The sequence below is a fragment of the Klebsiella sp. SYXHC3 genome (assembly GCF_057196925.1).
The window spans coordinates 24,576-49,814 of sequence record NZ_JBXUNG010000016.1 but is presented as its reverse complement, the minus strand read 5'-3'; the positions used below and the strand labels follow the sequence as shown (position 1 = coordinate 49,814).

Sequence of the window (25,239 nt, the reverse complement as noted above, 5' to 3'; positions counted from 1 at the left end):
CTGTTAATGGCGGACTAAGCGAATATCAAAATCAAATTGCTGGAAGAAGGTTTCCAGCCGGTCCAGTTCGTCCGGTGTATAAGACGGGTCCTGGGTAATCGGGTAGGGCATATCCAGGCGTTCGTACTTTTTGCGCCCCAACTGGTGGTACGGCAGCATGTCGATGCGGCGGATATTTCCACGCTTCGCCAGCTTCTGTACGTAATCAATGGCGCCGGTAATGGCGTCGAATGAGTCGTTGTAGCCGCGAATGAGCGGCATACGCACAATGACGTTGGCACCGGAATCCACCAGCCATTCGAGATTGCGGCGGATCCCTTCGTTGCCGATACCGAGCATCGCTTTGTGGTGTTCGCTGTTAATCTGCTTAAGGTCGAACAAGAAGGTGTCGGTGACCGGCGCCAGCTTCTGGTAGTTGGCAAGCGGGGTGGTGCCCTGGGTTTCGACAGCGGTGTTAATCATCATCTTTTTGCATTCGCTGAATAAGGCGACGGCAAAATCGGTCTGCAGGCTCATCTCGCCGCCGCCGATGGTGACGCCGCCGCCGGAGGAGATGTAGAAGTCGTAGTCCTGCATGATGATCTCCATCAGCTCGCTGACGGTGACGTCCTTGCCCATAATGTCCAGCGCGTTCTGGGTGCAAATCTCTTCGCATTTGCGGCAGCCGATGCAGTCTTTATTGCGGTCGACGAAGTGCTTCATTTCGCCGTTCTCTTCCGCCCGATAATGAATACCCGCCGGACAGACGCTGACGCAGTCGCCGCAGTTAATGCATTTGTCGTGCGAGAACATCACCTGGAACTGGCTGTTCAGCCCTTCCGGGTTGGCGCACCACGGGCAGCGAATGTTGCAGCCCTTAAAAAACACCAGCGTGCGAATGCCATCGCCGTCATAGATCGAATATTTCTGGATATTGAAAATTCGGCCCGTTAATTCTTGTTTTGCGATCACGCTTGCCTCCCGCTCCGTCCCGTTACGGGACGGAGAACTTCCGGTTATTTCTCAAATACAGCTCATTTAATTCTCTTTAAGAGAACTAGAACTTCTCAATCACCGTACGGCTGATGATCTCGTCCTGGACCTCTTTGCACAGCTCAACGAAGTAGGCGCTGTAGCCGGCGACGCGAACGATCAGGTCGCGGTATTTCTCCGGCTCCTGCTGCGCCTTCTTCAGTACTTCGTTATCGACGTAGCTGAACTGCATCTGGCCGTTGCCGAGAATCGAGGCGGTACGCAGCAGGGTAATCAAGCCGTGGCGACCTTCCGGGGTATCCAGCAGCCCTTTGAGGAACTTGAAGTTGTGCACCATACCGATGTTCATGGTTTCCACGTTCATCTTGCTGACCGACTTGATAATCGCCGTCGGGCCTTGTTTATCCGCGCCCTGGGTTGGGCTGATGCCGTCGGAGAGCGGCATCCACGCCAGGCGGCCGTTCGGCGTGGCGTTGGTCAACTCGCCGATTGGCGTGTTGTTGGAGATAGACAGGGTGCCGTGGCTGAGGGTCGAGTAGAGCATCTTGTACTTACGGCACTCTTTCTCGGTCCATTCGGTAATATCCAGCGCGTACTGGTCGACGTAGTTATCGTCGTTACCGTATTTCGGCGCGTTCAGGCAGTCGCGGCGCAGCGCTTCGTAACCTTCAAAGTTGGCCAGCAGCGCATCGCGGATCTGCTCAAGGGTGTATTTCTTCTCTTCAAACACCAGCTTGCGGATCGCCGCCATCGAATCGACGTAGGTCGCCAGACCGGAGAAAATCAGCCCCGGACCGTGGTTGACCATCGCGCCGCCGGCGGCGACATCTTTGCCGCTCTCCATGCAGCCCTCGACCAGCAGCGACATCAGCGGCTTCGGCGCCACATCGCGGTGGACGCGCTGGCTGATGACGGTGCCGATGGCCGACAGGCGCACGATATGGGCGATCTGCTGTTTCACCGCCGCGTCGAAATCGTCGAAGGTGCGCAGGTCGCGCAGGTCGCCGGTATCCAGCCCCTGATAGCTATCGAACAGCACCATCCGCCCGCGGTTGAGCACGAACTCGATAGCGATAGGCCACTGGGTGTAGCCGGTGGAGGTCCACTGGTAGATTCGCCCGGATTTCTGCGGCTCAACGCAGCCCATCAGGCAGTAATCGCGGGCGTCTTCAAAATCGAAGCCTTTGCGCAGCATCATCTTGATGTGGGAGTCATCGAAGTGGCAGGCCGGGAAGCCCATTCCCGCTTTCACCACGTCGACGATTTTTTCCATGTATTTCTGCGGCGACTGGTTGTGGATACGGCAGGCCAGCGACGGCTGGTAAACCTTCACGAAGCGCACGGCGTCCATAATTAGATAGGTCAGGTCGTTACAGGCATCGCCGCCGCTACGTTTCTGGCCGCCAACGGTGAGGTTGATAAACGGCTGATAACCCGCGAAATATTTCGCTCCCAGCTCGCTCGACATCCACATCAGTTCGGCGCATTTGATGATGAACGCCTGCAGCAGCTCCAGCGCGGTGTCGTGGGTCAGGCGGCCTTCGCGGATATCGGCTTCGAACATCGGGTAGCAGTACTGGTCGACGCGCCCCAGCGACAGTCCGGTCTGGTTTTCTTCGATTTCAAACAGTGATTCGACGGTCCAGATACTCTGCAGCGCTTCCTGCAAGGTCTTCGGCGGATTGGCCGGCACGTTTTCGTTGACGTCGGCGATGGTCAGCAACTCGGCGCGGCGCTGGGCATTTTGCTCTTTAGCCGCCAGTTCGCGGGCGTGGGCGGCGATGCGGCGGGCGTAGTTGACCACCCCTTCACAGGTTTCAATCGCCGCTTTGTAGTAGTAGATACGGTCGATATCTTCCGGGTTTTCCATGCTCAGGCTGGCCAGATGCGCTTCGGCATCGGCTTTAATGCCGTTCATCCCTTTGGTGAATAGCAGCACGTCGTAGCCCGGACAGGTATCGCCGCCGCCGTTAATCTGGTGATAGGAGAGATCGCTGACGAAGGTCTCGCCGCTGAAGGCCCAGACGCCGGCCTCACGGTATTGCGCTTCGCAAATCTCGTCCAGCGAACGCCCTTCCCAGAACGGGACGATCTCTTCGCGAATGGTTTTTTTATCTGCTTCGCTGATTTCAAACGGATCCTGCGGGCGGGTGCTCATGGTGTCGAGCTCGTCGCGCACCCAGCGCCAGGCGATATCCGGCGAGAAGGCGCCCGCGCGCGGCTTGCCGCACGGATGGCCGACGATCAGCTCATCGTCCTGAATCAGAATCGGCGCGGTTTCGCAGGCGTGGCGGAAGGCTTTCGCCCGTAGCAGAATAGTCGGCATGCCAGGGTTGGCTTTGACCACTTCGGTAAAGGCCAGCGCGCGATAGATAGAGACGCTCGGGCGCACCGTCAGGTAGTGGTTACGCAGGCGCTGCATACGCGGGGTTAAGCCTTCCATCGCCGGCGTGTCGGCGCAGGCGGCGAACGGCGCGTGGCTGACCTGCTGTACGCCGCGAAACAGACGCACCGGCAGATTCAGCGCGCAGAGGTTGCGCTGGGCGCTGATAAACATCGCCGAGAGTTCGTTCACTTCAGCATGGTCAAAAGCGGCGCCGCGCAGCATGGCGTCGAGCATCGGATAGCCGTCAATGGCGCAGGCGGCGCGGACTTCGCTCAGTTCCGCCAGCTTGAACCACAGGCACTCCACGATTTCATAGGCCTGCTGGGTATTTAGCGCGCCGCTGTTGATATCGCGTTGGAAGTAAGGCAGTAGCGCGATATCCGCCCCTTGCGGGTTAACCGCATAGCTGCCGTTGTCCAGCTGTAGCGCCAGCTGGAACAGATAGAATGCCTGGCAGGCTTCTTTGAAATTACGCGCCGGATGGGCCGGAACGTGGTGCAGAATGGCCGCGCTATCGAGCAGCTCGGCTTTGCGATAAGCATTGGTTTCCGCGGCCGCCAGCTGTTCGGCGCTGTTGGCCAGATTTTGCGCCAGCGCTAACAGGGCGTCGCAGGCGTAGATGGCGGCGCGGCAGCCGTTGACTTCATCCATACCGCTGCGGCTAACGGCGCTGCCGAGGGCGCGGGTTTTCTCTTCCAACTGGTGCTTAATCGCCAGCACGCCTTTTTCGACAACCAGGTTGTAGTCCGGTGAATCGAGATCGCTGTTGAGGTTGAGGAACTGGAATACGGATGGGCGATGCGCGGCGCTTTCATCATGGAAAATAGCCCCGTGCGGTTTACGGGTCTGGTTACCGACAATCAGTTCGTCGGCGCTGATGGTCAGCGGCAGCTGGCGCATCAGTTCATAGAAACGGCGAGCCGGTTTGACGGCGGCGGGAATGCCCGCGATATCGCTATCCAGCGCGCTGAGGATCGCGGCGTGCTCGGTGCACAGGGTGCTAGCCTGCGCGCGTAAACGGTCTGCCAGCACTTTGACGCGCGGCGTTAAGCTGTAGTGTGCCATGGGTAAGGTTCTCCAAATCTTGTTATCAGTGGCCCTGTACGGGATGACCGGACCAGGCCCGGCGATAAAGCTCGGTTAACGTGTTAGCGTCCGGCGCGCGTGGGTTGGTTGGGGTACAGCTGTCGCGCAGCGCCTGGCCGACCATCTCCGGCAAACGGCGTTCGAATTCAGCCGCCTCAATGCCGGTGTCGCTAATGCCGGAGGGCATGCTCATCTCTTCTTTTAAAGCCTGAATGGCGACCAGCAGGCTGGCGACGCCCTGGCGCGGCGAGGCGGCTGGCAGATCCAGTAGATGCGCCAGACGGGCATATTTCGTTGCCGCAAGGGTGTCGCACTGACCGTCGAAATCGGCGTTCCAGGCGACGACTTGCGCCATCAACAGGGCGTTGGCGCGGCCATGGGGCACGCGGAAGACGCCGCCGAGGGCGTGGGCCAGGCTGTGGGTTATCCCAAGCGAGGCGTTGGTGAAGGCCATCCCCGCCATGCAGGAGGCGTTATGCATCTTTTCGCGCGCCTGCAGGTTGTCGCCGCTGCGCCAGCAGGTCGGCAGATAGCGAAATACCTGCTGCACCACTTTCTCCGCCAGCGCGTCGGAAAAGTCGCTGGCGGCGCGGGAGACGTAGGCCTCAAGGGCGTGACACAGCACGTCCATGCCGGTGTCGGCGGTAATAGCCGGCGGCACCGAAGCCACCAGCGACGGGTCAAGAATGGCGATATCCGGCAGCAGCGACGCATCCACCAGTACCAGCTTTTCCGCGTTGGCTTTCACCACCGAAAAGGCGGTGACTTCCGAGCCGGTACCGCTGGTGGTTGGGATAGCGACAAAGCATGGACGCGGGCGGTCAGTCTGCGGACGGGTTTGCGCCAGGGAGAAAATAACCGCTTTGGCGGCATCGATTACCGAACCGCCGCCGAGCGCGATAACCAGATCCGGATAGTGGTTATCCATTAACTTCATGCCGCGCACCACGGTGGCGATATCCGGATCCGCTACTACGTCGTCCCACATCTGCCAGGCGATCCCGCGCTGGCGCAACAGGGCGGTGACGCGCTCGGCGAGACCAAACTTGACCATCGCTTTATCGGTCACCAGCAGCACGCTGCGGGCGGAAAGTTCGTTCAGCACCGAGAGGGCGTCCTGACCGAAGCAAATCCGCGGTTTCAGTAAAAATTCACTCATTGGGCTACTTACTCCTGTTAGGCGTCCCGAAACACGTTCTCGACAATGGCGACCACCGACATCGCTTTGTAGCGGTCTTTATTGAGCGCGAAGTACTCTTCCGCCAGCACGATGTCGTGCATGCCGGCGCCGACGTTATCGACGGCAACCCAGGTCTGGTTTTTCATCGGCTGCTGTTTGTCATCTAAGCGGGTGATCAACAGCAGGTTGCTGCCGCGTAGCTCATCGCATTTCTGCGTGGCGACGACATGGCCGGTTACCTTTGCGAGAATCATCGTTTATCGCCTTATATCAGTGCGTTACTTAGCGAGGCGCTCCAGCACCTGGCGAATAACGCGTTCCACGTTTTGTTCGTTGATTTCACCTTCCATACTGGCGGCGCCTGCGCTGGCGAAACGGTCATCGTTGCCTGCGGTGCGCGCTGGCGCGGCGCTGGCCGGGGCGTTGAAACGCACGTCATCAAGAATGCTGCGCTGCGGATCGCTCGCCGGAGTAACGATGGTCGGCTGGGGCTCAGGGCGGCTGCCCGGCGCGCGAAGCTCGTCAATCGAACGCACGCCATAGCCGACTTTGCGGATATTGAGCAGGTTCATCGGGCCGACGTTGTCGGAGCTGGAGCCGCCGCCGACCGCGCCGCAGCCGAGAGTCAGCGCCGGAGAGATGTTGGTGGTCGCGCCGATCCCGCCGAGCGCCGCCGGAGTATTAATCAGAATGCGGTTGACCGGTTTTTCGAGGCTGAACTGGCGGATGACGTCCTGATTACGGGTGTGGATCACCAGCGTATGGCCGAGTCCTTCGTTGGTCAGTAGCTCCACCACGCGGTGGCAGGCGGCTTTCCAGTCCTCTTCCACGTACAGGCCGAGTGCCGGGCACAGTTTTTCGCGCGAGTAGGGGTTTTTCGGCGATACGGTGGTCTGCTCGGCGATCAGTACTTTAGTGCTGGCCGGGACGCAGAATCCCGCCATCTGGCTGAGGTACAGCGCGGTTTTGCCGACCACTTTCGGGTTGATGGTGCCGTTCGGACGCAGCAACAGCGCCGCCATTTTCGCCGCCTCATCTTCATTCATGAAGTAGACGCCCTGCGCTTCCAGCTCGCGGTGGACCTCGTCGTAAATGCAGCGTTCGACGATAATCGACTGTTCGGAGGCGCAGATCACGCCATTATCGAAGGTTTTACTGGTGACGATATCTTTCACCGCGTGGTGGATATCGGCGCTGCGTTCGATAAACGCCGGGCCGTTACCCGGGCCGCCGCTGATGGTCGGGGTGCCGGAGGCGTAGGCCGCGCGCACCATGCCTTCGCCGCCGGTGGCGAGGATCAGCGACACGTCTTTGCTGTGCATCAGTTCGGAGGTGGCTTCGAGCGTTAACTGGGTGATGCCGTCGACGCTGCCTGCCGGCGCGCCGGCCGCTTCTGCCGCGCGTTTGACGATTTCAATCGCCTTCCAGCTGCACTGACGCGCGCCCGGATGAGGGGAGAAGATAATGGCGTTACCGGCCTTGAGGGCGATCAGCGCTTTGTAGATAACCGTAGAGGTTGGGTTAGTTGAGGGGACCAGTGCGCAAATCACGCCGAGCGGCACGCCCACGTCCATCACTTTTTTTACCGGGTCGTCATGAATGATGCCAACGGTCTTCATATCTTTGATGGCGTCGTAGACGCGCAGCGAGGCGAAACGGTTTTTCAGCACTTTGTCCTGCCAGTTGCCAAAACCGGTCTCTTCCGCGGCCATTTTCGCCAGCGCTTCGGCGTGGTGCGCTGCTTCCTGGGCCACGTTTTTCACGATGGCGTCGATTTGCTGTTGCGAAAAGGTGGCCAGAATCGCCTGCGCCTTTTTGGCGTTGCGCACCAGTTCCCGCGCGTTCTGCCGGGATTGCAAATCGTTATCCAGTTCAATCATGAGTCTATCCTTCATCAGACGAAAAGAGTGGAGACGGGGCGCGCCCTGTCAGGTCATGCTTTGTGCTGCGCCGCGATTTTTTCGATGTCGTTATGTGGACGCGCAATGACGCGAGAGCTGACGACTTCGCCGATGCGTTTCGCCGCTTCCACGCCGGAGTCGACCGCCGCGTTGACCGCGCCGACGTCGCCTTTCACCATTGCGGTGACGAGGCCGGAACCGACGTTTTCATAGCCGATAAGCTCGACGTTGGCGGCTTTACACATCGCGTCCGCGGCTTCAATGCAGGCCACCAGACCTTTGGTTTCGATAAGACCAAGCGCTTCTTTCATCAGGTTTCTCCGTTAGTCCGCAATTTTGTAATGCGAGACGATTTTGTTGATGTCGTTATGCGGACGGGCGATAACCAACGAGGTCACCACTTCGCCGATGCGCTGCGCCGATTCCACACCGGAATCCACCGCTGCTTTCACCGCGCCGACGTCGCCTTTCACCATCGCGGTGACCAGACCGGAGCCGACGTTTTCATAGCCGATAAGCTCGACGTTGGCGGCTTTACACATCGCATCCGCCGCTTCAATGCAGGCCACCAGACCTTTGGTTTCAATCAGACCTAATGCATCACCCATTTGTGTTCTCCTGGCCTTCAGGCCTTGTGTTTAATGACGATTTTGTTGATGTCGTTATGTGGACGCGCGATGACCAGCGAGGTCACCACTTCGCCGATGCGCTGCGCGGATTCCACACCGGAATCCACCGCCGCTTTTACCGCGCCGACGTCGCCTTTCACCATCACGGTGACAAGGCCAGAGCCGACGTTTTCATAGCCGATCAGTTCGACGTTGGCGGCTTTACACATCGCGTCCGCTGCTTCAATACAGGCCACCAGACCTTTGGTTTCGATAAGCCCCAATGCATCACCCATCGTGATTTCCTCCAGAACAGGTTTTGTTATTCGGGAAAACCGTCCGCGTAACGGCATCAACACGCGGAAGCGGCGTTCGGGGTTCACTATAGGGAATGGGGAAAGAAGTGAAATTTAAATCCGTGAGGATGAATATTTTAGGTTTTTACTCTGTGATTTAGCCTTATTTAGCCTTCTGTTTATCTGTTCGTTCTGTTTTATGCGTATTGATTTTTATGATGATATGGCGCTTTTTTAGGCTATTTATCGGCGGGAGATGAATGTTAATAAGATGCTAATTACTTGCCAGCGGTTAGTAATATAGCCATGGGATAATTGTGGGTATGCTCATGTTTTGGCGTCGAAGCTAAATGCAAAACGTGCGCTTTTAGCATCGTGGAAAGAGGGGGCAATAATGGCGCGTGAGCGAGGGCGCATTTTCCTCGCGGCGGTACAGGGGGGGGATGGGTTAGTTAAGCGCGCTGCCGGACTTCAGCGTGCAGATGTAGAGCGGCGAGTTGATAGAACTCAGCAGGATAGCTTTGTCGTTAAGCTTCTGCGCGTTGAGGAACAGGCCATCGTGGCTGTCGGACATCTCGCGCATGAAGTAGTCGAAGATGACATTCGGCGATTCGTCGATGGATGAGGCGCTGGATTCCCATTTTTTAATGCGGTAGTGGCGTTCGGTTGCCGAGATGCGTTGGCTGGTGTAGCTGAATTTGACGTAGCGCTGCAGGTAGAGCCAGCCGGCGGCGGAATCGGTATAGCCTTCCACCACCATCGAACCGTTGCCGTTGGCGGCAAAATTAAAATGAATATTGCCGTTCACATTCTCTTTTTCCATGTTCTCAAAACGCATGATTGCTTTGGTGGAACAGCTCATCACGCCGTCGTTGGCATCCGGCAGCAGGCGCCAGGCGCTAAAACCGGCGGCGGCGATAAACGCGATGGCGGAGAGGGCGAAAAAGGGGCGGGGCGCGAGTCTCATTGCGGCTTCCAGGAGTAGTAAAAGTAGTTATCGCAATAGCTAAATGGGGTGTCTTCGTGCATCGCGCAGTGGGCGAGAAATACCCGGCCCAGGCCGTTAGTCTCCAGCCGGTCGCCGTAGAAGAAAACGAAACGCTCCCCCGGCTTGCAGCTGAGCTTCAGCCGCTGACGCACCTCATCAAAATTCTTACCGTAGGCCGTGGCGGAAACCGAACGCAGCATTTCATCGCTGGCCAGCAGTTCGCACTGGCTGTGGCTCATCAGCGTCAGATTGATTGGCCGGGCGACGTGGGTGCCGGCGAGACTAAATGCCACCAGCAGCAGGGCGATGAGCAGCAGACAGCCGCCGGCCAGATACCAGCACATACCGCGCGCATGTAGAGAAGCGGCGGGCGGCGTCGGCGCCGCAGCGGGGGCGGCTTCATCAGGCGTAGCGCATGTGAGAACGGCATCGGCGGGCGTCGGCTCGGCATCGAGCAGTTCGATGCTGAGATCCTGATTCAGCTGCAGCATGCCGCGCGACACGGTGACAATAATGTTATCGATATCGTAGTGGCGAAAGGTTTTGCGCAGCATGCTCAGGTATTGATTGAGATTGCTGTTGGATGAGGTTAAGCCGTTATCGTCCCAGACCTTTTTCAACACTTCATCGCGACTGACAACGCCGGTATGGCGAAGAAAAAAATAGAGCAGCGCGTTGGCGGTAATGGATAGCTGGCTATCCGGCTCATTGCCGCCCGGTAATGTTAGGGTGCCGTCCGTTGCGTCATAAATGAGACGGGCATTGATGTTGTAGCGCATCGCGGCCTCACTCTACTCGCTTCACGCGGGAAGCGTCATTTTTGTCAGATCGTTTACCAGCGCCTGGCGGTGTTCGCTGCTCATGGTGCGCCCTTCGGTCAGTTCCGATAACCAGATGCCGTCGGCGGCATAGCGCACCAGCGTGCCGGTCGGGCCGTTATCGAGCGCATCGCCCTGCGCCAGATGATCCAGCATCCAGTCGCGCCAGCACTTTCGCAGCACCGGTTCGTCGGGCATCGCCAGAGACAGCACCATCAGTTGCCGGCTTTCGTGGGTATCCGTCAGCTCCGGGTTGGACAGATAGCGCAAATAGGCGCGGGTAAAGCGCCCGTAAGCGATGTTATCGGCGGCCATCAGCTCGCTAATCGCCTTTTCCATAATCGCCAACAGCCGGGCGAACAGGGCGAAAATTAGCGCCTGTTTATTGGGAAAATGGTGCATGAGCCCGCCTTTGCTGACGCCAGCTTCGCGGGCGACGGCGTTCAGCGACAGGGCGGCGATACCGTCCCGGCCGGCAATCATCGCCGCCGATTCAAGCAGTTGACGATGCAAACGGACGGGGTCTTTTTTACGATGCTGGGCTTCCATGTTCATGGCCCGGATCATACCGACCAGACGGTATGATTATTCTTGATCGCTATCAATATGAGAGGGCGCTTTGCACGGCGGGATGCGGTTATTGCGTGGAGGCTCACAGATTGACAGTGACCTTCAGCAGATCAGGCAGTTAGTGCGTGCGGTAATAGTGGCCTACACCGCACGCGCGGGGGGATTAATCGACCAGTTCCTTGACGATGTTCATCAGAGCATGGACATCTTGCGGGCGGGTATTGCCGCTTTGCGGATCGATAATGGAGCTGTACACGTGTGGCATGATCTGCGCGACGCCGGCCTGCAGGCAGGTTTGCAGAATCAGCGCAAAGTTATCGAGATCGATGCCCCCGGTGGGCTCAATCAGCGTCATACCGTTTTCTGCCGCGCTTTGGGCGAGCGCTTTCAGCTCCGCCAGCGACTTTTCGCCCCCCATCGGGAAAAATTTAGCCGCGTGCGCGCCCATATCCTGCATCATTCTGACCGCCGCATCGCAGGAAACCTGGGCCGGGATGCCCTTGGCGCTGCGCACGCCGGTGGAGATACGTACTTCACCGGGCGTGCCGCTGGGGCTGACCAGCGCATTAATAAAGGTTTGCTGGCCTCCGGTCGCCGCCAGCGCCCCGGCGGCAAAGCCGCTGCCGGTGAAGGTCTGGTTGACGTGAGCGGGGTGGAGCTTTGCGGCGATCATTGCCGCTTTGTAAAACTGCGCCGGATCGCCGGCGCCGAGACCGACGGAAATAGAAGGCACTTCCGCCATCCAGCGGCGCACTTCTGCAATGCCTTGTTCGACGCTGGTAAATTGCGCTGAGAGTACGCCAATCACCGCGTGTCCTTCAGCGGCGTCATAGATTTCCCGGGCGTTGGCGATATCCTTCGCCAGCACGTTAATCGCCACCCGCTGGCGATAAAAGTTAATCCGCTGCATGCTGCGTAATCTCCTGTAAGCGCGCGACGATGAGCGACATTTCTCCTTCGCCGACGGTGCGGGGGTCAAGGCTAAAATGGCCCTCATGCAGATAGTAGCGGCGGGCGTAAATAGCGATATCGCCGCCGCGTAGCTGAGCTTCAACCTCACGGGCGCTGAGTCCCAGTTCATTGGCGTCGACGCTGACCCGAATGCGCCAGATGGCGCGACCGGCTTCATCCTGCTCGATATCGGCGCACAGGCCGGGTAGCGCGGAAATCGCCTCGGCGAATGGACGCAGCGCGGCGGCGTCAGGCGCCGGCGCCGCTGTCCGGTAACGGTCCAGCGCGTAGACGAGACCGACCATATTCTCTTTGCCGATTTTCATCGCCCGCGCGATACCGTGGTGCTGGGCTTTACAGGCGGCGATCCAGGTGCGCTTGCCGCTAATAAAGCCTGAGGTTGGAGCATTAAAAGCTTTCGCCCCGCTGTAGATAACCATGTCCGCGCCGCTGGCAACCCACTGGCGCAAGTCTTCTTCGGCGGCGGCGTCGACGATCAGCGGCAGATTATGCTGGCGGGCAACCTGCACGAAATCGTCAATACCGAGCATGCCTTTCTGCACGCAGTGGTGCGATTTCACATACAGAAGCGCCGCCGTGCGTGCGTTCACCGCGCTCTCCAGCTGCCAGCGTGCCGCCAGATTGCTGGAGCCGACTTCGACAATGCGCCCGCCGCCGAGGCGGATGGCGCTGGTGATTGGCGCGCCGTAATCGACATTATGCCCGCGCAGTATCACTATCTCGTTCGGCCACTGGCTGCTGTCCGGCATCTGCGCCACCTTTTCCGGCTCGCCGCGGGTGATCGCCGCCGCGACGGCGATAGCGATACCGGCGGAGGCGCAGGAGGTGATATAGCTGTCTTCCGCGCCGGTGTGGGCGGAAATCAGCTCGCCCGCACGGTCGGTTAATTTATCGATTTCGACGAAGGCCCCCGCCGCCTGCGCGGTGGCCTGCATCACTTGCGGGTCGACGGCGGACACGCCGAGGATGGTCATTTTACCGCAGGCGTTAATCACCCGTTTTAAGCCCAGTTGCTGGTATATATTGCCGTTCATGATTTACAGCACTCCCAACAGCGAGCAGACGATGCTGATAGCAACGATTGACAGTAAAATGGTGGTGTAGCGCGGCCCTTTTTTCAGTAAGTAGAAATAGATAGCGAACACCGCCGCCAGCGGCAGCAGGCCGGGGGCAATCGAGTCGAGGATCTGCTGGACCACCACTTCCGAGCCTTTAAGCGCGCTGATTTTCAGCGGGGTGGTGATTTTGACGTAGCTTGCCGACAGCGCGCCCATCATGATGAGACCCAGCACGTTGGCGCCGTAAATCAATTCTTTAATTCGCCCCCCTTGCAGCAGGCCGATAATGGAGTCACGGCCCAGAGTGTAGCCTTTATGCACCAGTCCGTAGCTTATCGCCATGGTGATCGCCGGGTAGAGGATCAGCGGGGCGATCCCGCCGAACGCGCTGCCGCTGGCGGCGAAGGGGATGAAAATGGCAATCAGCAACGGCATCACCGCGGCCCAGATAATCGAGTCGCCCATCCCGGCCAGCGGCCCCATCAGGCCGGTTTTGATCCCGGTGATTGAAGCATCGCTGATCGGCTCGCCGCGGGTTTTCTGCTCTTCCATGGCGATGGAGATACCCTGGATAACCGAGCCGAAAGTCTGTTCCGAGTTAAAGAAGTTCAGGTGACGTTTGAGCGCCTCGGTCTGCTCCTCTTTTTCCGGGTACAGCTTTTTGATAATGGGCGTCATTGAGGCGCAGAAAATCAGGCTCTGCAGACGTTCGTAGGAGCTGGATACCTCCGCCCCCAGCCAGTAAATCAGCCAGGCCTTGGTGATATCGGCTTTGCTCAGCGCCTGGGTTTCGCGGGCGCGTTCAACCAGTTCATGTTCCATTACATCGCTACTCATCATGCAGCTCCTTCATTTTTGGCCAGGCCTTTAATCAGGAAGGCGACGCAGGTGCCGAAAATCGCCATCGCCATGATGTCCACCTTCAGGTAGAGCACCGCGAAAAATCCGCCGATAAACCACGGCAGCAGGCTCTTTTTGCCGATCACCATGATGGTGATGGCAAAGCCCAGCGCCGGCAGGATACCGCCCATAATTTCAAACGAGTGGGTCAGCCAGTGCGGCATCAGTTTGAGGAATTTTTCCACTACGCTTTGGCCAAAGTAGTTGGCGGCGAAGACCACCGGGAAACGCAGCACCAGCCCCAGCAGCGCCGGATAGATAAAGGCGCAGCGCATGATGCCCGCCATGTTGGCGCTTTCGGCGTGTTTGTCGGCCATATGCACCCACGCGGCGTTGAGCGTGCGGCGCAACTGATCGAGGAATACCCCGATGACGCCAAACGGGATTGCCAGCGCGATCGCCAGGTTGGGCTCCATCCCGGCCTTCACGGCGATCGGAATGGCGATACAGGCGGCCAGCGCCGGGTCCGACGGCACGTTGCCGCCCGGCGTGGAGGTCACTCCAAGATAGACCAGCTGCATACCCGCGCCGATGATCATCGCGGTTTTCATATCGCCCAGCAGCAGGCCGACGAATACGGCGATCACCACGGGCTGCAGCAACATGGCGGAGAAGGTATAGCCTAAACGTAATCGGGCGAACCAGTAATACAACCCCATCAGGCTCGCAAAGAGTAAGGTATCCATAGTTTTTACCTTTTTATCAACTGGTTAGAATTTTTTCAGGATGTCGTCCAGTGACTGTGGTTTATCTTCCGGGATGGTCTGAAAGAACACCTGAATGCCGCTATCTTTCAGAGCGCCGAGGATGCCGACGTCTTTTTCATCAAGGGTGATGTTCTGGAACACGGCCTTGCGGTTCGGCCCGCCGCCCAGCCCGCCAACCTGAATCGTCTGCACGTCAAAGCCCAACTGGACGGCTTCCTGAACGGCCGACAGTGACGGGAACAGCACCAGCACATTGCCATCGCCGAGCTGATTCTCTTTCCAGGCGGCGGCGAAGCTGGCGTTGCCGTAACAGTCGACTTTGATGTTCGGCGGCGCGGCCATTAAATAGATATTTTTCATAAACGGATCGGCATCCAGCTCGTCGCTGACCACGGCGATACGATTGGCCTGCGACTGGCCGACCCATTTGGTGACGACCTGACCGTGGATCAGACGGCTATCGATACGACATAAAACGATTTTTGCCATGATGGGCTCCTTAAGAAGTTAACTGGTTCACGTGAGCGACAACGTCGCGGCAGCTGCTGCGTCCTGCTTCGACCAGCGCATCAACGCAGCCGGTGAGCGGACCCTGTTCGCGCAGATCCAACGCCTCCAGCAGCAGCGAGGCGTTGAGCCCGCAGACGACGGCGATGGGGTAATCCGCGCTCAGGCGCGCGGCGACGTTGGAGGTGGTGCCGCCGAGAAAATCGGTCAAAATCAGCGATCCTGCCGGCATCGCCTGCACGGCCGCTTCGACGCGCTGATAAAACTCGCCGAGGGTATCGACCGGCATAAGCGCGATTTCGCTGACGCCGGCGATTTCGCCGGTCACCATGCGTAGACTGTCGCAAAGTTGCGTGCCCCAGCCGCCGTGCGTCAGCAGCAGAATCTGGGGTAACTGGGTGGTAGGTTCAGTGGATGACAAAGTGGCCTCCTGGCGCCGAATCGTTGACGCACTAATAAGAGCAAAGCGCGTGCCACAATTTGTGTCATCTACCAAAGAGGAAAGGGCTGGCGGGCCGCAAAGCCGCGCCAGAACAGGAGTTAACTAAATAATAATTCGTAGATATAAATGTATTCGGCATCGGATAAACGGATGGCGTAGGCCTCTTCAACCGGATGGAAAGCCGATTTGATGACACTAAATGCCTGAGCGTCCATATCCGGCCGCGTTTCCAGCGCCATCTGTAACGGTTTACGGTTAATCACGATACGCTCGACCATACAGCAGCAGTGGATCAGAAAGCGTAGTGTCACCTGGCGGTTAGGCGCGATGGCCAGTGTGTTCCTGAGCTGATTCAGGATCCCTTCCATTTCTTTTAATATGCGCTGCGGATTGAGCACCGAAATATGGTTGATAATGCTTTCCATGGTCAGGGCGCTGATAAACCGTGAAGCGCTGCGCTCCATCTCCAGACGACGTTCACTGCTGGACAAATCGGGGGTCAGCAGGCTGAGCACCAGCTCCGGCCCCTGCTCGGAAAACAGCTCCTCCAGCGAGATAAACGGGATATCGGGCAGCCCCGGCTGGAATGTCCCGACAATACCCGCCAGCCGTTCATGCGCCCTGATCGCCTGCTGCAGGCGCTCCGGGCTGCGAACTTCGTTGTAATCGAGGATAACCATCCGGGTATCCTGCGACATCAGCTCGCCAAAGCTCTCCTCCAGCACCTTTTTGATTTTTTCCGCCGTGCCCATGCCGGTAATGCAGGAGATAACCAGCACCTTGCCGGCGTTCTCCTGCTGCGGCGTGCATAGCTGGCTGGCGATACCTTTTTCCTGCATCAGATTGACCAACCGCGGCAGGTCGCCGGTTTCGTAGCTGAGATCGAGACCGATCTCCAGTAGGCTGGTCAGGGTGATATTCGGCATCAGCAGGACATCGATCTGGAACAGTTTGCTGATGGTGCTACCGAAATGGACCAGCGATCCGATGTCTACCATCAGGATCAGCCGCTGCCAGCCTTTGCTGTGGATCAACTGGATCAGCTTTTCCAGCGTATCGTGCACCGATTGTTCGAACGGCATGTCGATAGCGTTGAACAATTCGCGCTCCAGCACCCGATTGACGTATTGCGCCATGCTGGTGGCCGTGGTGGCGCCATGGGCAATGAGGATCGCCCCGCAGTCAGGGCTGGCGGTGATGCGCTGGCGGTAATGGCGGCACTCTTTGAGGAACAGGCACAGCCAGACCACCTCGGTGGCCGGACACTGGATATGCAGCAGATCGTTGATCTTCTTGCACAACAGAGTGGCGTTATCGTATTCATCTTTGCAGCGATCGAGGATCAGGCTCGAAGAGTATAACTGCGGGATCAGGCCGCGTTGTACGTAGCTGATGAGAGCGAGAAAGTGTTTACGCAGCGGGTTGACCAGGTTTTCCGGCAGGGCGAAGCCGAGTACCTGCTCAACGTAACCGATCAGCAGATCCACCCGCTCTTCAATCCGATCGCCATAGCGCGGGGCATGGCTGGCGTTATCGCGGCTATAGAGGCCATATTCAAAAATCGAGCTGAGCTTATTTTTAAGGATCGCCAGCGTCTCGGCGGGCGGCACGTTGCTGTTGCGCAGGTTAACGTACTCGCGAGTCAGGAAGCTGTAGAACAGGTCGCTCTCCTCGACGCTGTCATCGGCCGCTGAACTTTTCAACTGCGGAAGAGTACGGGCATCGATGTTTAGCAGGGGACGGCCGTTAAACAGCGCATCGACCAGCTGTCGCTGCTCCGGCGTGGCATTGATTGGGCCGTCCGCCAGTTTGCTATCCAGTAGCAATACTTCGTTATGGGCCGCCATCCCCGAGGCCCATGCCTGGGCGCACAAAAACTGGATATCGCTTTTGAGCTGGCCGATATTGCCCTCCAGCGGCTTATTCAGCAGCCATAGCAGCAAGGTTTTATCGATACTCACCGTGCGTTCGATCTTGCGGCTTTCACGTTGTAAAAAGCCGATGATCAGTTCAATCTGCTCCTCAACCGAACGCTGGCGGATACCTGGCAAATCGATAGCCACCTGGATACGCCGCTGGAAGGTACGTAAGAGCGATGAGCTGACGGGCTCGGTGGTGGCGCAAATCAGACGTACGGCGATATTGCGCGCCGGGCCGCTGGCGCCGAGCGGGCGATATTCGCCTTTATCCAGTAGCGAGAAGAGCTTTTCCTGCCCTTCATAGGGCAGGCGATGCACTTCATCCAGCAGCAGATAGCCGCCGTCGGCCTGTTCGATCAGCCCGCTTTTGTTTTCCGTCGCCCCGGTAAAGGCGCCCTGGCGGTGGCCAAAGAGATGCGATGACAGCAGTTCCGGGTTGTTGGCGTATTCCGCGCAGTTGAAGTAGACCAGCGGCGGCCGTTTTTCACCGGCATGCTCGCAGGCGTATCGGTGCATCAGTTCGGCAAAAAAGGTTTTACCCACGCCGGAAGGGCCGGTCAGCAGGACGTGCAGGCCGTGGGGATACAGCACCGCGGCTTTACCCTTTTCCACGGCATCGTGCAGGCTGCGATCGTGGCCGATCAGCATGGCGAACGGGTCGACAGCCTCATTGTTATCTTGTGGCTGCGGCAGGAGATCGGCGAGCGTTGCCGGCTCGCGTTCGCTTTCCGTCAGCGTACGGTCGAGCAGCGTTTCCGTCGTCCGGCGATGTAAAAAGAACACCGGGCGGCCGCGCGTTTTAATCACCAGCCCGTCGCTCCATAGCTGATTGAGATCTTTACTCACCGAGTTGCGCGCCAGCCCGAGGTTAAAGCCGATTTGCTCTGCGGTGAAGGCGTTCGAGCCCCTGGCTAAATCCTCCAGCGTCACGGCCTGGCTCAGCCTCTCCAGCTCCCGCAGTACTATCTCAATACGTCTCATCTCGTTACCGGGTTGTTCAATGTCGATAGTTGAGAACATACACTATTACGCGGCGTCAGAAAGAGACCGGGGGCGAAGTTGCCGGTCTTAGCGGCCAGCAGGATGTCCTTTCGCTGCCACAATGGTGGTTTAGGGTGGGATTGGGTATGGTTAGCGCATCTCACCGGAGGAACAGATATGTTGAGCGGATTAAATCATCTGACCCTGGCGGTCAGCCAGCTGGCGCCGAGCGTGGCGTTTTATCGTCGGCTACTCGGCATGACGCTGCACGCGCGCTGGGATAGCGGCGCGTATCTTTCCTGCGGCGATCTGTGGCTGTGCCTGTCGCTGGATCCGCAGCGGCGCGTCACTCCGCCGGAGGAGAGCGACTACACCCATTATGCGTTTAGCATCAGCGAGGCGGATTTCGCCAGCTTTGCCGCCCGTCTTGAGGTCGCTGGCGTAGCGGTATGGAAGCTAAACCGTAGCGAAGGCGAATCGCACTATTTCCTCGACCCCGACGGCCACAAGCTGGAATTGCACGTCGGCAGCCTCGCCCAGCGCCTGGCCGCCTGCCGCGAACAGCCGTATAAGGGGATGGTGTTTTTTGAAGAGTGATGGAGAGTCTCCCGGAGGCGGCGCTTGCCGCGCCTTGTCCGGGCTACCGGCCCGCAAACGGCTGTGAACCAGTAGCCCCGCTAAGCGCAGCGCTAGCGGGGAAATACTCAGGGGCGTCGGGCCCGCAAATAGCGGCGAGCCCGACGCCCGGTGGTGTTTACCCTTCCAGATTCAGCTCCACGTTGCGCTTAAGCACCAGACGCATAATGGCGTAATACACCACGCCGACGGCCAGCCAGCTCAGGCCGAGCACTTTGGCTTCAACATCCATCTCATAAATGACAAAGCCGATAATGCACAGCCCAATCACCGGGAAGAGCAGGTGCATCACCAGATTGCGCGACTTTTGGCGAATCAGATAGTGGTTGATCACCGCCACGTGCAGCACCAGAAAGCCCATCAGCGCGCCGAAGTTCACCAGCCGACTGAGGTTGTCGATATCGCCGTAGAACCAGAGACCGGAAACCAGTGAAATCAGCGCGACAAATAAGGTACTGACATACGGGGTTTTCAGGCGCGGATGCACCTTCGCCAGCAGCTGCGGGAGCTGCTTATCGCGGGCCATCGCAAACAGGATGCGTGAAACCGCCGCCTGAGCAACCAGCGCGTTGGCGATCCCCCAGGAAATCACCGTGGACCACATGGTGACGTATTTCAGCCATTGGCCGCCGGCCAGATTGGCGGTGTCGTAGAACGCGGTATCGAGGCTGCCAAATTTCATACCCTGCGCCAGGTCCGCGGCAATCCAGGTCTGGACAATGAACAGCGTACCCACCAGCATCAGGGCGCCTAACGAGGCCTTGCCGACGGTATCGACGCCGCCTTTGGTTTCTTCCGACAGCGTCGATATACCATCGAAGCCGAGGAAAGAGAGCACGGCAATCGAGACTGCGCCCATCACCAGCGGCAGGCTGAATTTATCGGCATTATACAAGGGGTCGAGCGTCAGGTGGCCTGCCCCGGCTCCGGAATAAAGCGCAATCAATCCCAGCACCACAAAAATAGTGAGCACCACGATTTCAGCAACCAAAATGGTATTATTCGCCCGCGCGGTAAAGGTAATGCCGCGTAAGTTAATCAGGCTGTTAATCGCGATGAAGCCGATAATCCAGACCCAGCCCGGAACGCCAGGCAGCATCGGCCCCAGCGCCGCCGCGCTGACGATATACAGCAGCGATGGCACCAGAATGTAGTCCAGCAAAATCAGCCAGCCGGCAAAAAAGCCGACGATAGGGTGTATTCCGCGCTGAGCGTAAGCGTATACCGAACCGGAAACCGGGAATGCGCGCGACATCGACCAGTAACTCATGGCGGTGAAAAACATTGCCACCATGCCGATCAGATAAGCCAGCGCCACCATGCCCTGCGCGCCATCCCAGACGTAGCCGAAGACGCCGAAAGGGGCGATGGGCACCATAAAAATCATGCCGTAAACCAGCAGATCGCGGAAGGTCAGCGCTCGATGGAGCTCCTGTTTATAGCCGAACTGTTCAACGCTCATGCTTGCCCCCATCAATCGACAGAGAAAGCTGTTTGGCGACCGTTTTCGGCAGCGAGTAGCGGCAGGTTTTCAGCGGATCAACGACCTGGCAAATTTGTAGGTCTCCGGCGATGCTCAGTACGTTAATCGCCTCAGCCAGCGTTAATGCGGTATTGTCGGCGATGAAATGGGCCATATTACGTGCCGCAAGGGCTGCCGCATCGTCGAGGGTAACGGCGGAGGCGAGGGTGAAAATCGTTTCGTTGTTTTCCAGCATCGGTAAGGGGAGCTGACGGTTTTTAACAACGGTTAACTCAACGAGGACTTCGCCCGGCACTTCCAGACCGCAGACAGACACTTCGCCATCCCCCATCGCGGCGTGTAAATCGCCCAGCCCGAATAGCGCGCCAGGCACGTTGACCGGCAACCACAGCGTGCTGCCGGCGGCGATCATTTTGCAGTCCATATTGCCGCCGTGACTATCCGGCGTGCCGCAGGAAATGGGTTCTCCTGCTGGAGCAACGCCAATGACGCCGATCATCGGCTTCAATGGCACGCGCACGTTTCCCGGGAGGACCGCATGATCCTCGACGATTGGGACGATGGTGACTGTGGGCTCATGCAGTTCATCGCCAATGACGCCGAGCTGCGGCGCGGTCACCATCACCGCCTGTTGAGCCGTCAGGGTGATGCGTTTGATGCTGACTTTTAAGCAATCGCCCGGCTCTGCGCCTTCAATAAAGACGGGGCCGGTCGCCGGGTTAATGCGCTGCCAGTCCAGTTCATTAAAGACGGCATCGGCTGAGGTGATTTGATCGGAGAAGCAGTCGCAGGTTTCAAAAGTGACTTCGCTACCGCTGGCTACCGTGGCGACGGGGGCGTTGTCGCGCGACATCGCATAGACTACCTGATCGCGGGTTATTTTCATGATGTTTTCCAAATGATGTTGTTATGTTTTTTATAATTAGCGTTTCCCGGTGGGGAATTTTGACTTTATAGGCATTATTTTATTAAGACAACCAGGCGCACTGCTACCTCATAATTTATAAATCAAAATATTAATATAATTACCCAGCAGATATTATTGTTCTTAATTTTATAACACAGGTTTTTTTCTATATATAAATCTGAGTTTTTGCTTTTTTTGAAAATTATATTTCATACGATTGCTCAATTTTTAGCGGATTAATCCGCTGGGGCGCTTATATCTTTTAGGGGGCAGTGAGCGGGTAGAAAGAAGCAGAGAACCGCTAAATGTGATCCCACCGACGTTTTTGCCCGCGGTAGGGGTGATAGCGGGACGTTTTACTATACTTCGAGGGCATTACTCTCCCGGCGACTTTCCTATGTTATTGAAAATAATAAATAACAAAGACAGCGCCCTACAGAATAAGGACCTCAACATGAAGCGAATGAAAAACTTCGTTGCCTCCTGTCTGTTGACCGCGCTGGTTGTCCCGAGCGTCGTGCTGGCAGAGGAGCCGACTACCGCGCCGTTGGCCACCGGGATGGTGAGTGCGGGAACGGCGGAAGCGCAGGTGGTGGAAGCGGTTCGCCACGGGGACATTCTGACCGTCAAGGTGCGCTTTAAGGGCCTCACCGATAACCTGACCGGGCAATCCCTGTATACCGGAATTGATAAAGACGCTCTCGCCAAATCTTTCTATCTGCTGGTGGGTAATAAGAAATACCTGCTGCTGACCGATTCCAATGGCGTCCCGTTGGCTCCGAATAGTGTGATGTTTAGCTCACGCGCCGGCGTGCCGTACGTTGGGTCGTGGTACGGTAGCTTCCCGGCGCCGCCAAAGGATGTCAAAGAAGTCTACCTGACTATTGAAAACGTTGAGCCGCTCGGGCCCATCGCCATTACGGATCGTTAAGCAATGAGCGGCCTGTACAAACTCCTGTTCATCGGCGGCCTGGCGCTGTGCTCCCCCGCAGGGGCGGAAGAGTCGCCGGCGCATGCGCCGCCGACGATCCTCGATCTGCAAGCGACAACCCTCGATCTGGTAGGTTTCCCCGCGGATACCGGCGGCGCGGTGCTGGATTTGCAGAGTAAGGCGGCGGATCTGGCGAAGCAGTCGGCGGATATCTCTTTCCGCGACGATAAAGACGCGGTGACGCTGTCGATGCGCAGCGACGTGCTCTTCGCTTTTGATAGCGATGCGATTGCCAAAAAAGCCGAACCGACGCTGAAAAAGGTCGCACAACTGATCGCCGACGATCCTGCCGGCGTGGTGACGATCGAAGGACATACCGATTCAGTGGGCAGCGATAAGTACAATCTCGACCTGTCGCAACGTCGCGCCCGCGCGGTCGGCAAATGGCTGATCGCCCACGGGGTGGAGCCATCACGCCTGCGCGAGCAGGGCAAAGGCGAAAGTCAGCCGGTGGCGAGTAACGATAACTACGCCGGGCGCGCGAAAAATCGTCGCGTCGATTTTATCTTGCCGAAGAAGAAAGAGTGAGCCGCCGTCGCACATGGATAATTCCGGTACGGCCTCTTACTCCATCGCCACCTTCACCGCTTCCCCCAGCTTGACCATCACCTCTTTATGCTTCTCGATCGGCGGCAGGGCGCAGTTGATCCTTAAGCAGTTACGATATTTCCCGGATGCCGAAAACAGCGATCCTGGCGCGACCTGGATCTTCAGCCGACACAGCTGCCTGGCGACGCAGACCATATCCACCTGCTCCGGTAGCTCGACCCACAGCATAAAGCCGCCTTTCGGCCGGGTGACGCAGATGCCGCAGGGGAAAAACTCCCGCAGCCAGCAGGTATAGATCTCCATATTACGCTGATAGATCTGCCGCATCCGCCGCACGTGGCGGTGGTAATGGCCTTCGCGAATAAAGTTACAGGCCGCCAGTTGGGTGGAAGGGACGTTGGTGCCGCTGGCGGCGTACTTCATCTGCAGCAGACGATCGTAGTAGCGGCCGGGGGCAATCCAGCCGATGCGCAGGCCGGGGGCGATGGTCTTGGTAAACGAGCTGCAAAGTATCACCCGACCGTCGATATCCCATGAATGAATCGTGCGCGGGCGCGGGTATTCGGTCGCCAGCTCGCCGTAAATATCATCCTCGAAAATCACGATATCGTGGCGCTGGGCAAGGGACAGCACCGCGCGTTTGCGCGCGTCAGGCATGATGTATCCCAGCGGATTGTTGCAGTTAGGCACCAGGATCACCCCTTTGATTGGCCACTGATCCAGCGCCAGCTCTAAGGCCTCGATGCTGATCCCGGATTCCGGATCGGTTGGGATCTCAATGGCTTTCAGCCCCAGGCCGCGCAGTATCTGCATAGTGCCGTAGTAGCAGGGGGATTCGACAGCGACGATATCGCCGGGATGACACACCGATAGCAGCGCCAGCGATAATGCGTTGTGGCAGCCGCTGGTGATCAGCAGATCGTCGGCGGTGACGACTGAGCCGCCGTCGAGCATCAGGCGGGCGATCTGTTCGCGCAGTTCGCGACGCCCGGCCAGCTCGTCGTAGTTAAGCACTTCGCTGAGGTTGTGCTGAATTGCCCGGCTCAGTTCGCGCCAGATAGGCTTAAGGCTTGGTTGGGTGACGTCCGGCGAACCGCCGCTGAAGGTGATGATCGATTTATCGTTGCGCGCATCGAGCATGGTCAACACCTGGTCCCACTGGGTGATCTCCACCGGGCGCTGCACCGGGCGCGACATCGGCGGCACCGGCGCCTGGGCTTTGCGCGGGGCGACGAAATAGCCGGAGCGCGGCTGCGGCACGATCAGCTGTTGCTGTTCCAGCGTCTGGTAGGCCTGCTGAACGGTACTGATGCTGACGCCATGCTCCTGGCTCAGGCTGCGCACCGACGGCAACTTTTCGCCGTGGCGATACAGACCTTGTTCGATACGCTCAGCCAGCAGGCTGGCCAGATGTTGATAACGGGTCATGCTGTATCCTTAATTATCGCCATACAGATAGATAAACCAGTACAGATGGCGGTCAAAAATGGGGCATGGTGTACGTTTTAGCCAATCTGTATGTTAAAGAAAAGTGTTTTGTGAATCTGTATTGTTCTGGCCCGGATCCGTGAAGATAAAGCCTCTGGCAAGGCGAGGAGGTAGAGGATGGAATTTCACGAGAATCGGGCAAAACAGCCGTTTATCGGCTGGGTATTTCTGGTGCGAGCGATTAGAAAATGGTGGCTTCGTGGGCAAACGCGCAAAATATTGCAGCGAATGAGCGACGAACAGCTGAAAGATGTCGGGTTGCGCCGGGATCAGATTAATTAAAAAGTGCGTTTTGTAGCCCCGGTAAGCGTCAGCGCTACCGGGGAATTACATTCACAAAATTTATCAATTGATGCTTCTACATCCTTCGTTTCTTGATACTTACCCTGATAAGTATTATTTTCCCCACAGCTAAGTGAGGAAAGTAACATGACCGAAGACGAACTGTTTGCCCGCCGCCCGATGGGGATGCGTATGGCGATGGTGGTGCGCCAGTGGCGCGCGATTATCGACAGCGCCATTACCGATACCGGCCTGACCCAGTCAAGCTGGACGGTGCTGATGCAGCTGCATCAGCTGGGGTGCAACGTCTCGGTAAGCGAACTGGCGGAAGTGCAGGGTATTGAACTGCCGCCGTTGATGCGCACCCTCACGCAGCTGGAAAAGCAGGGGTATCTACTGCGCTCAACATCGCCATACGACAAGCGCATCCGCCTGCTTACGCTGACGGCAGAAGGCCGTACCATCCTGGAAAAGCTGAACCGCGTCATTGAGACTTATCAACGGCGCGTGACGGAAACCATCCCCGATGCGGATCTCGACACCTTCAGCGCCACGTTAAATCAAATCGCCTGCAACTTGCGGACAATCCGCGAAGAAGATAACAAGATCTAA

The 25,239-nt window shown here is 57.8% G+C and carries 26 protein-coding genes; 5 read left to right on the top strand and 21 right to left on the bottom strand.

Annotation, left to right across the window (positions count from 1 at the left end; translation table 11 throughout):
• Positions 1-3: 3 nt before the first annotated feature.
• From cutD to dagR, 18 genes are all read right to left on the bottom strand, one after another.
• The gene (cutD, locus tag AC2CGP_RS23580) at positions 4-951 is read right to left on the bottom strand and encodes a choline TMA-lyase-activating enzyme (protein ID WP_086630712.1); all 948 of its coding nucleotides are present in this window, start codon (positions 949-951) and stop codon (positions 4-6) included.
• 85 nt (positions 952-1,036) lie between these two features.
• On the bottom strand, positions 1,037-4,423 hold the full coding sequence (cutC, locus tag AC2CGP_RS23575) for a choline trimethylamine-lyase (protein ID WP_475702399.1): 3,387 nt from the start codon (positions 4,421-4,423) through the stop codon (positions 1,037-1,039).
• 25 nt (positions 4,424-4,448) lie between these two features.
• Complete coding sequence (locus AC2CGP_RS23570) at positions 4,449-5,603, bottom strand: 1-propanol dehydrogenase PduQ (protein ID WP_015704260.1); 1,155 nt, start codon at positions 5,601-5,603, stop codon at positions 4,449-4,451.
• Between the two features lie 17 nt (positions 5,604-5,620).
• Positions 5,621-5,878: a EutN/CcmL family microcompartment protein gene (locus tag AC2CGP_RS23565; RefSeq protein WP_213760097.1), complete on the bottom strand. Its 258-nt coding sequence runs from the start codon at positions 5,876-5,878 to the stop codon at positions 5,621-5,623.
• A 24-nt stretch (positions 5,879-5,902) separates the two neighbouring features.
• Positions 5,903-7,504, bottom strand: a complete 1,602-nt coding sequence (locus tag AC2CGP_RS23560; RefSeq protein WP_484502461.1) for an acetaldehyde dehydrogenase (acetylating) — start codon at positions 7,502-7,504, stop codon at positions 5,903-5,905.
• A 53-nt stretch (positions 7,505-7,557) separates the two neighbouring features.
• Positions 7,558-7,836 (bottom strand): BMC domain-containing protein, encoded by a 279-nt coding sequence (locus AC2CGP_RS23555; RefSeq protein WP_004146125.1) that lies wholly within the window; start codon positions 7,834-7,836, stop codon positions 7,558-7,560.
• Positions 7,837-7,848: 12 nt separating this feature from the next.
• The gene (locus tag AC2CGP_RS23550; protein ID WP_002442227.1) at positions 7,849-8,133 is read right to left on the bottom strand and encodes a BMC domain-containing protein; all 285 of its coding nucleotides are present in this window, start codon (positions 8,131-8,133) and stop codon (positions 7,849-7,851) included.
• 17 nt (positions 8,134-8,150) lie between these two features.
• A complete protein-coding gene (locus AC2CGP_RS23545) occupies positions 8,151-8,429 on the bottom strand; it encodes a BMC domain-containing protein (protein ID WP_012542984.1) in 279 nt (92 codons plus the stop codon).
• 448 nt (positions 8,430-8,877) lie between these two features.
• Positions 8,878-9,396 (bottom strand): FidL-like protein, encoded by a 519-nt coding sequence (locus tag AC2CGP_RS23540; RefSeq protein WP_213760098.1) that lies wholly within the window; start codon positions 9,394-9,396, stop codon positions 8,878-8,880.
• A complete protein-coding gene (locus tag AC2CGP_RS23535; protein WP_213760100.1) occupies positions 9,393-10,196 on the bottom strand; it encodes a winged helix-turn-helix domain-containing protein in 804 nt (267 codons plus the stop codon). The genes AC2CGP_RS23540 and AC2CGP_RS23535 overlap by 4 nt, the downstream gene beginning before the upstream one ends.
• 21 nt (positions 10,197-10,217) lie before the next feature.
• Positions 10,218-10,802 (bottom strand): TetR/AcrR family transcriptional regulator, encoded by a 585-nt coding sequence (locus AC2CGP_RS23530; RefSeq protein WP_015704263.1) that lies wholly within the window; start codon positions 10,800-10,802, stop codon positions 10,218-10,220.
• Positions 10,803-10,968: 166 nt separating this feature from the next.
• Positions 10,969-11,715 carry a 2-dehydro-3-deoxy-phosphogluconate aldolase gene (dagF, locus tag AC2CGP_RS23525; protein WP_020079725.1) on the bottom strand — a complete coding sequence of 249 codons (747 nt, stop codon included), beginning with the start codon at positions 11,713-11,715 and terminating at the stop codon, positions 10,969-10,971.
• Positions 11,702-12,811 (bottom strand): D-glucosaminate-6-phosphate ammonia lyase, encoded by a 1,110-nt coding sequence (gene dgaE / locus AC2CGP_RS23520; RefSeq protein WP_020079724.1) that lies wholly within the window; start codon positions 12,809-12,811, stop codon positions 11,702-11,704. Before dgaE ends, dagF begins: the two co-directional genes overlap by 14 nt.
• A 3-nt stretch (positions 12,812-12,814) precedes the next feature.
• A complete protein-coding gene (locus tag AC2CGP_RS23515; RefSeq protein ID WP_162182316.1) occupies positions 12,815-13,675 on the bottom strand; it encodes a PTS system mannose/fructose/sorbose family transporter subunit IID in 861 nt (286 codons plus the stop codon).
• Positions 13,672-14,421 (bottom strand): PTS mannose/fructose/sorbose/N-acetylgalactosamine transporter subunit IIC, encoded by a 750-nt coding sequence (locus AC2CGP_RS23510; RefSeq protein WP_015368463.1) that lies wholly within the window; start codon positions 14,419-14,421, stop codon positions 13,672-13,674. The genes AC2CGP_RS23515 and AC2CGP_RS23510 overlap by 4 nt, the downstream gene beginning before the upstream one ends.
• Positions 14,422-14,445: 24 nt before the next feature.
• The gene (locus tag AC2CGP_RS23505) at positions 14,446-14,931 is read right to left on the bottom strand and encodes a PTS sugar transporter subunit IIB (RefSeq protein ID WP_015368462.1); all 486 of its coding nucleotides are present in this window, start codon (positions 14,929-14,931) and stop codon (positions 14,446-14,448) included.
• Positions 14,932-14,941: 10 nt separating this feature from the next.
• Positions 14,942-15,370, bottom strand: a complete 429-nt coding sequence (locus AC2CGP_RS23500) for a PTS sugar transporter subunit IIA (RefSeq protein ID WP_020079721.1) — start codon at positions 15,368-15,370, stop codon at positions 14,942-14,944.
• 119 nt (positions 15,371-15,489) lie between these two features.
• Entirely contained in the window at positions 15,490-18,291 is a 2,802-nt protein-coding gene (gene dagR, locus AC2CGP_RS23495) for a transcriptional regulator DagR (protein ID WP_020079720.1), read from the bottom strand.
• Between the two features lie 177 nt (positions 18,292-18,468).
• Between dagR and fosA the strand changes: the two genes are divergently transcribed.
• Positions 18,469-18,888, top strand: coding sequence for a FosA5 family fosfomycin resistance glutathione transferase (fosA, locus tag AC2CGP_RS23490; RefSeq protein WP_020079719.1), 420 nt, complete (start codon positions 18,469-18,471; stop codon positions 18,886-18,888).
• Positions 18,889-19,045: 157 nt separating this feature from the next.
• Here the strand turns inward: fosA and AC2CGP_RS23485 are convergent, their stop codons facing one another.
• On the bottom strand, positions 19,046-20,389 hold the full coding sequence (locus AC2CGP_RS23485) for an APC family permease (RefSeq protein ID WP_015368458.1): 1,344 nt from the start codon (positions 20,387-20,389) through the stop codon (positions 19,046-19,048).
• Positions 20,379-21,296, bottom strand: a complete 918-nt coding sequence (locus tag AC2CGP_RS23480; RefSeq protein WP_213760102.1) for an acetamidase/formamidase family protein — start codon at positions 21,294-21,296, stop codon at positions 20,379-20,381. Before AC2CGP_RS23480 ends, AC2CGP_RS23485 begins: the two co-directional genes overlap by 11 nt.
• Before the next feature lie 475 nt (positions 21,297-21,771).
• Between AC2CGP_RS23480 and AC2CGP_RS23475 the strand changes: the two genes are divergently transcribed.
• Entirely contained in the window at positions 21,772-22,248 is a 477-nt protein-coding gene (locus AC2CGP_RS23475; protein ID WP_049058330.1) for a hypothetical protein, read from the top strand.
• A 3-nt stretch (positions 22,249-22,251) separates the two neighbouring features.
• Complete coding sequence (locus AC2CGP_RS23470; RefSeq protein ID WP_213760104.1) at positions 22,252-22,836, top strand: OmpA family protein; 585 nt, start codon at positions 22,252-22,254, stop codon at positions 22,834-22,836.
• A gap of 36 nt (positions 22,837-22,872) precedes the next feature.
• Here the strand turns inward: AC2CGP_RS23470 and AC2CGP_RS23465 are convergent, their stop codons facing one another.
• Entirely contained in the window at positions 22,873-24,285 is a 1,413-nt protein-coding gene (locus AC2CGP_RS23465; RefSeq protein WP_213760105.1) for an aminotransferase-like domain-containing protein, read from the bottom strand.
• 177 nt (positions 24,286-24,462) lie between these two features.
• On the opposite strand from AC2CGP_RS23465, the gene AC2CGP_RS23460 reads away from it, so the two are divergent.
• A complete protein-coding gene (locus AC2CGP_RS23460) occupies positions 24,463-24,627 on the top strand; it encodes a DUF1127 domain-containing protein (protein WP_021468364.1) in 165 nt (54 codons plus the stop codon).
• A 147-nt stretch (positions 24,628-24,774) separates the two neighbouring features.
• The gene (locus AC2CGP_RS23455; RefSeq protein ID WP_015368454.1) at positions 24,775-25,239 is read left to right on the top strand and encodes a MarR family winged helix-turn-helix transcriptional regulator; all 465 of its coding nucleotides are present in this window, start codon (positions 24,775-24,777) and stop codon (positions 25,237-25,239) included.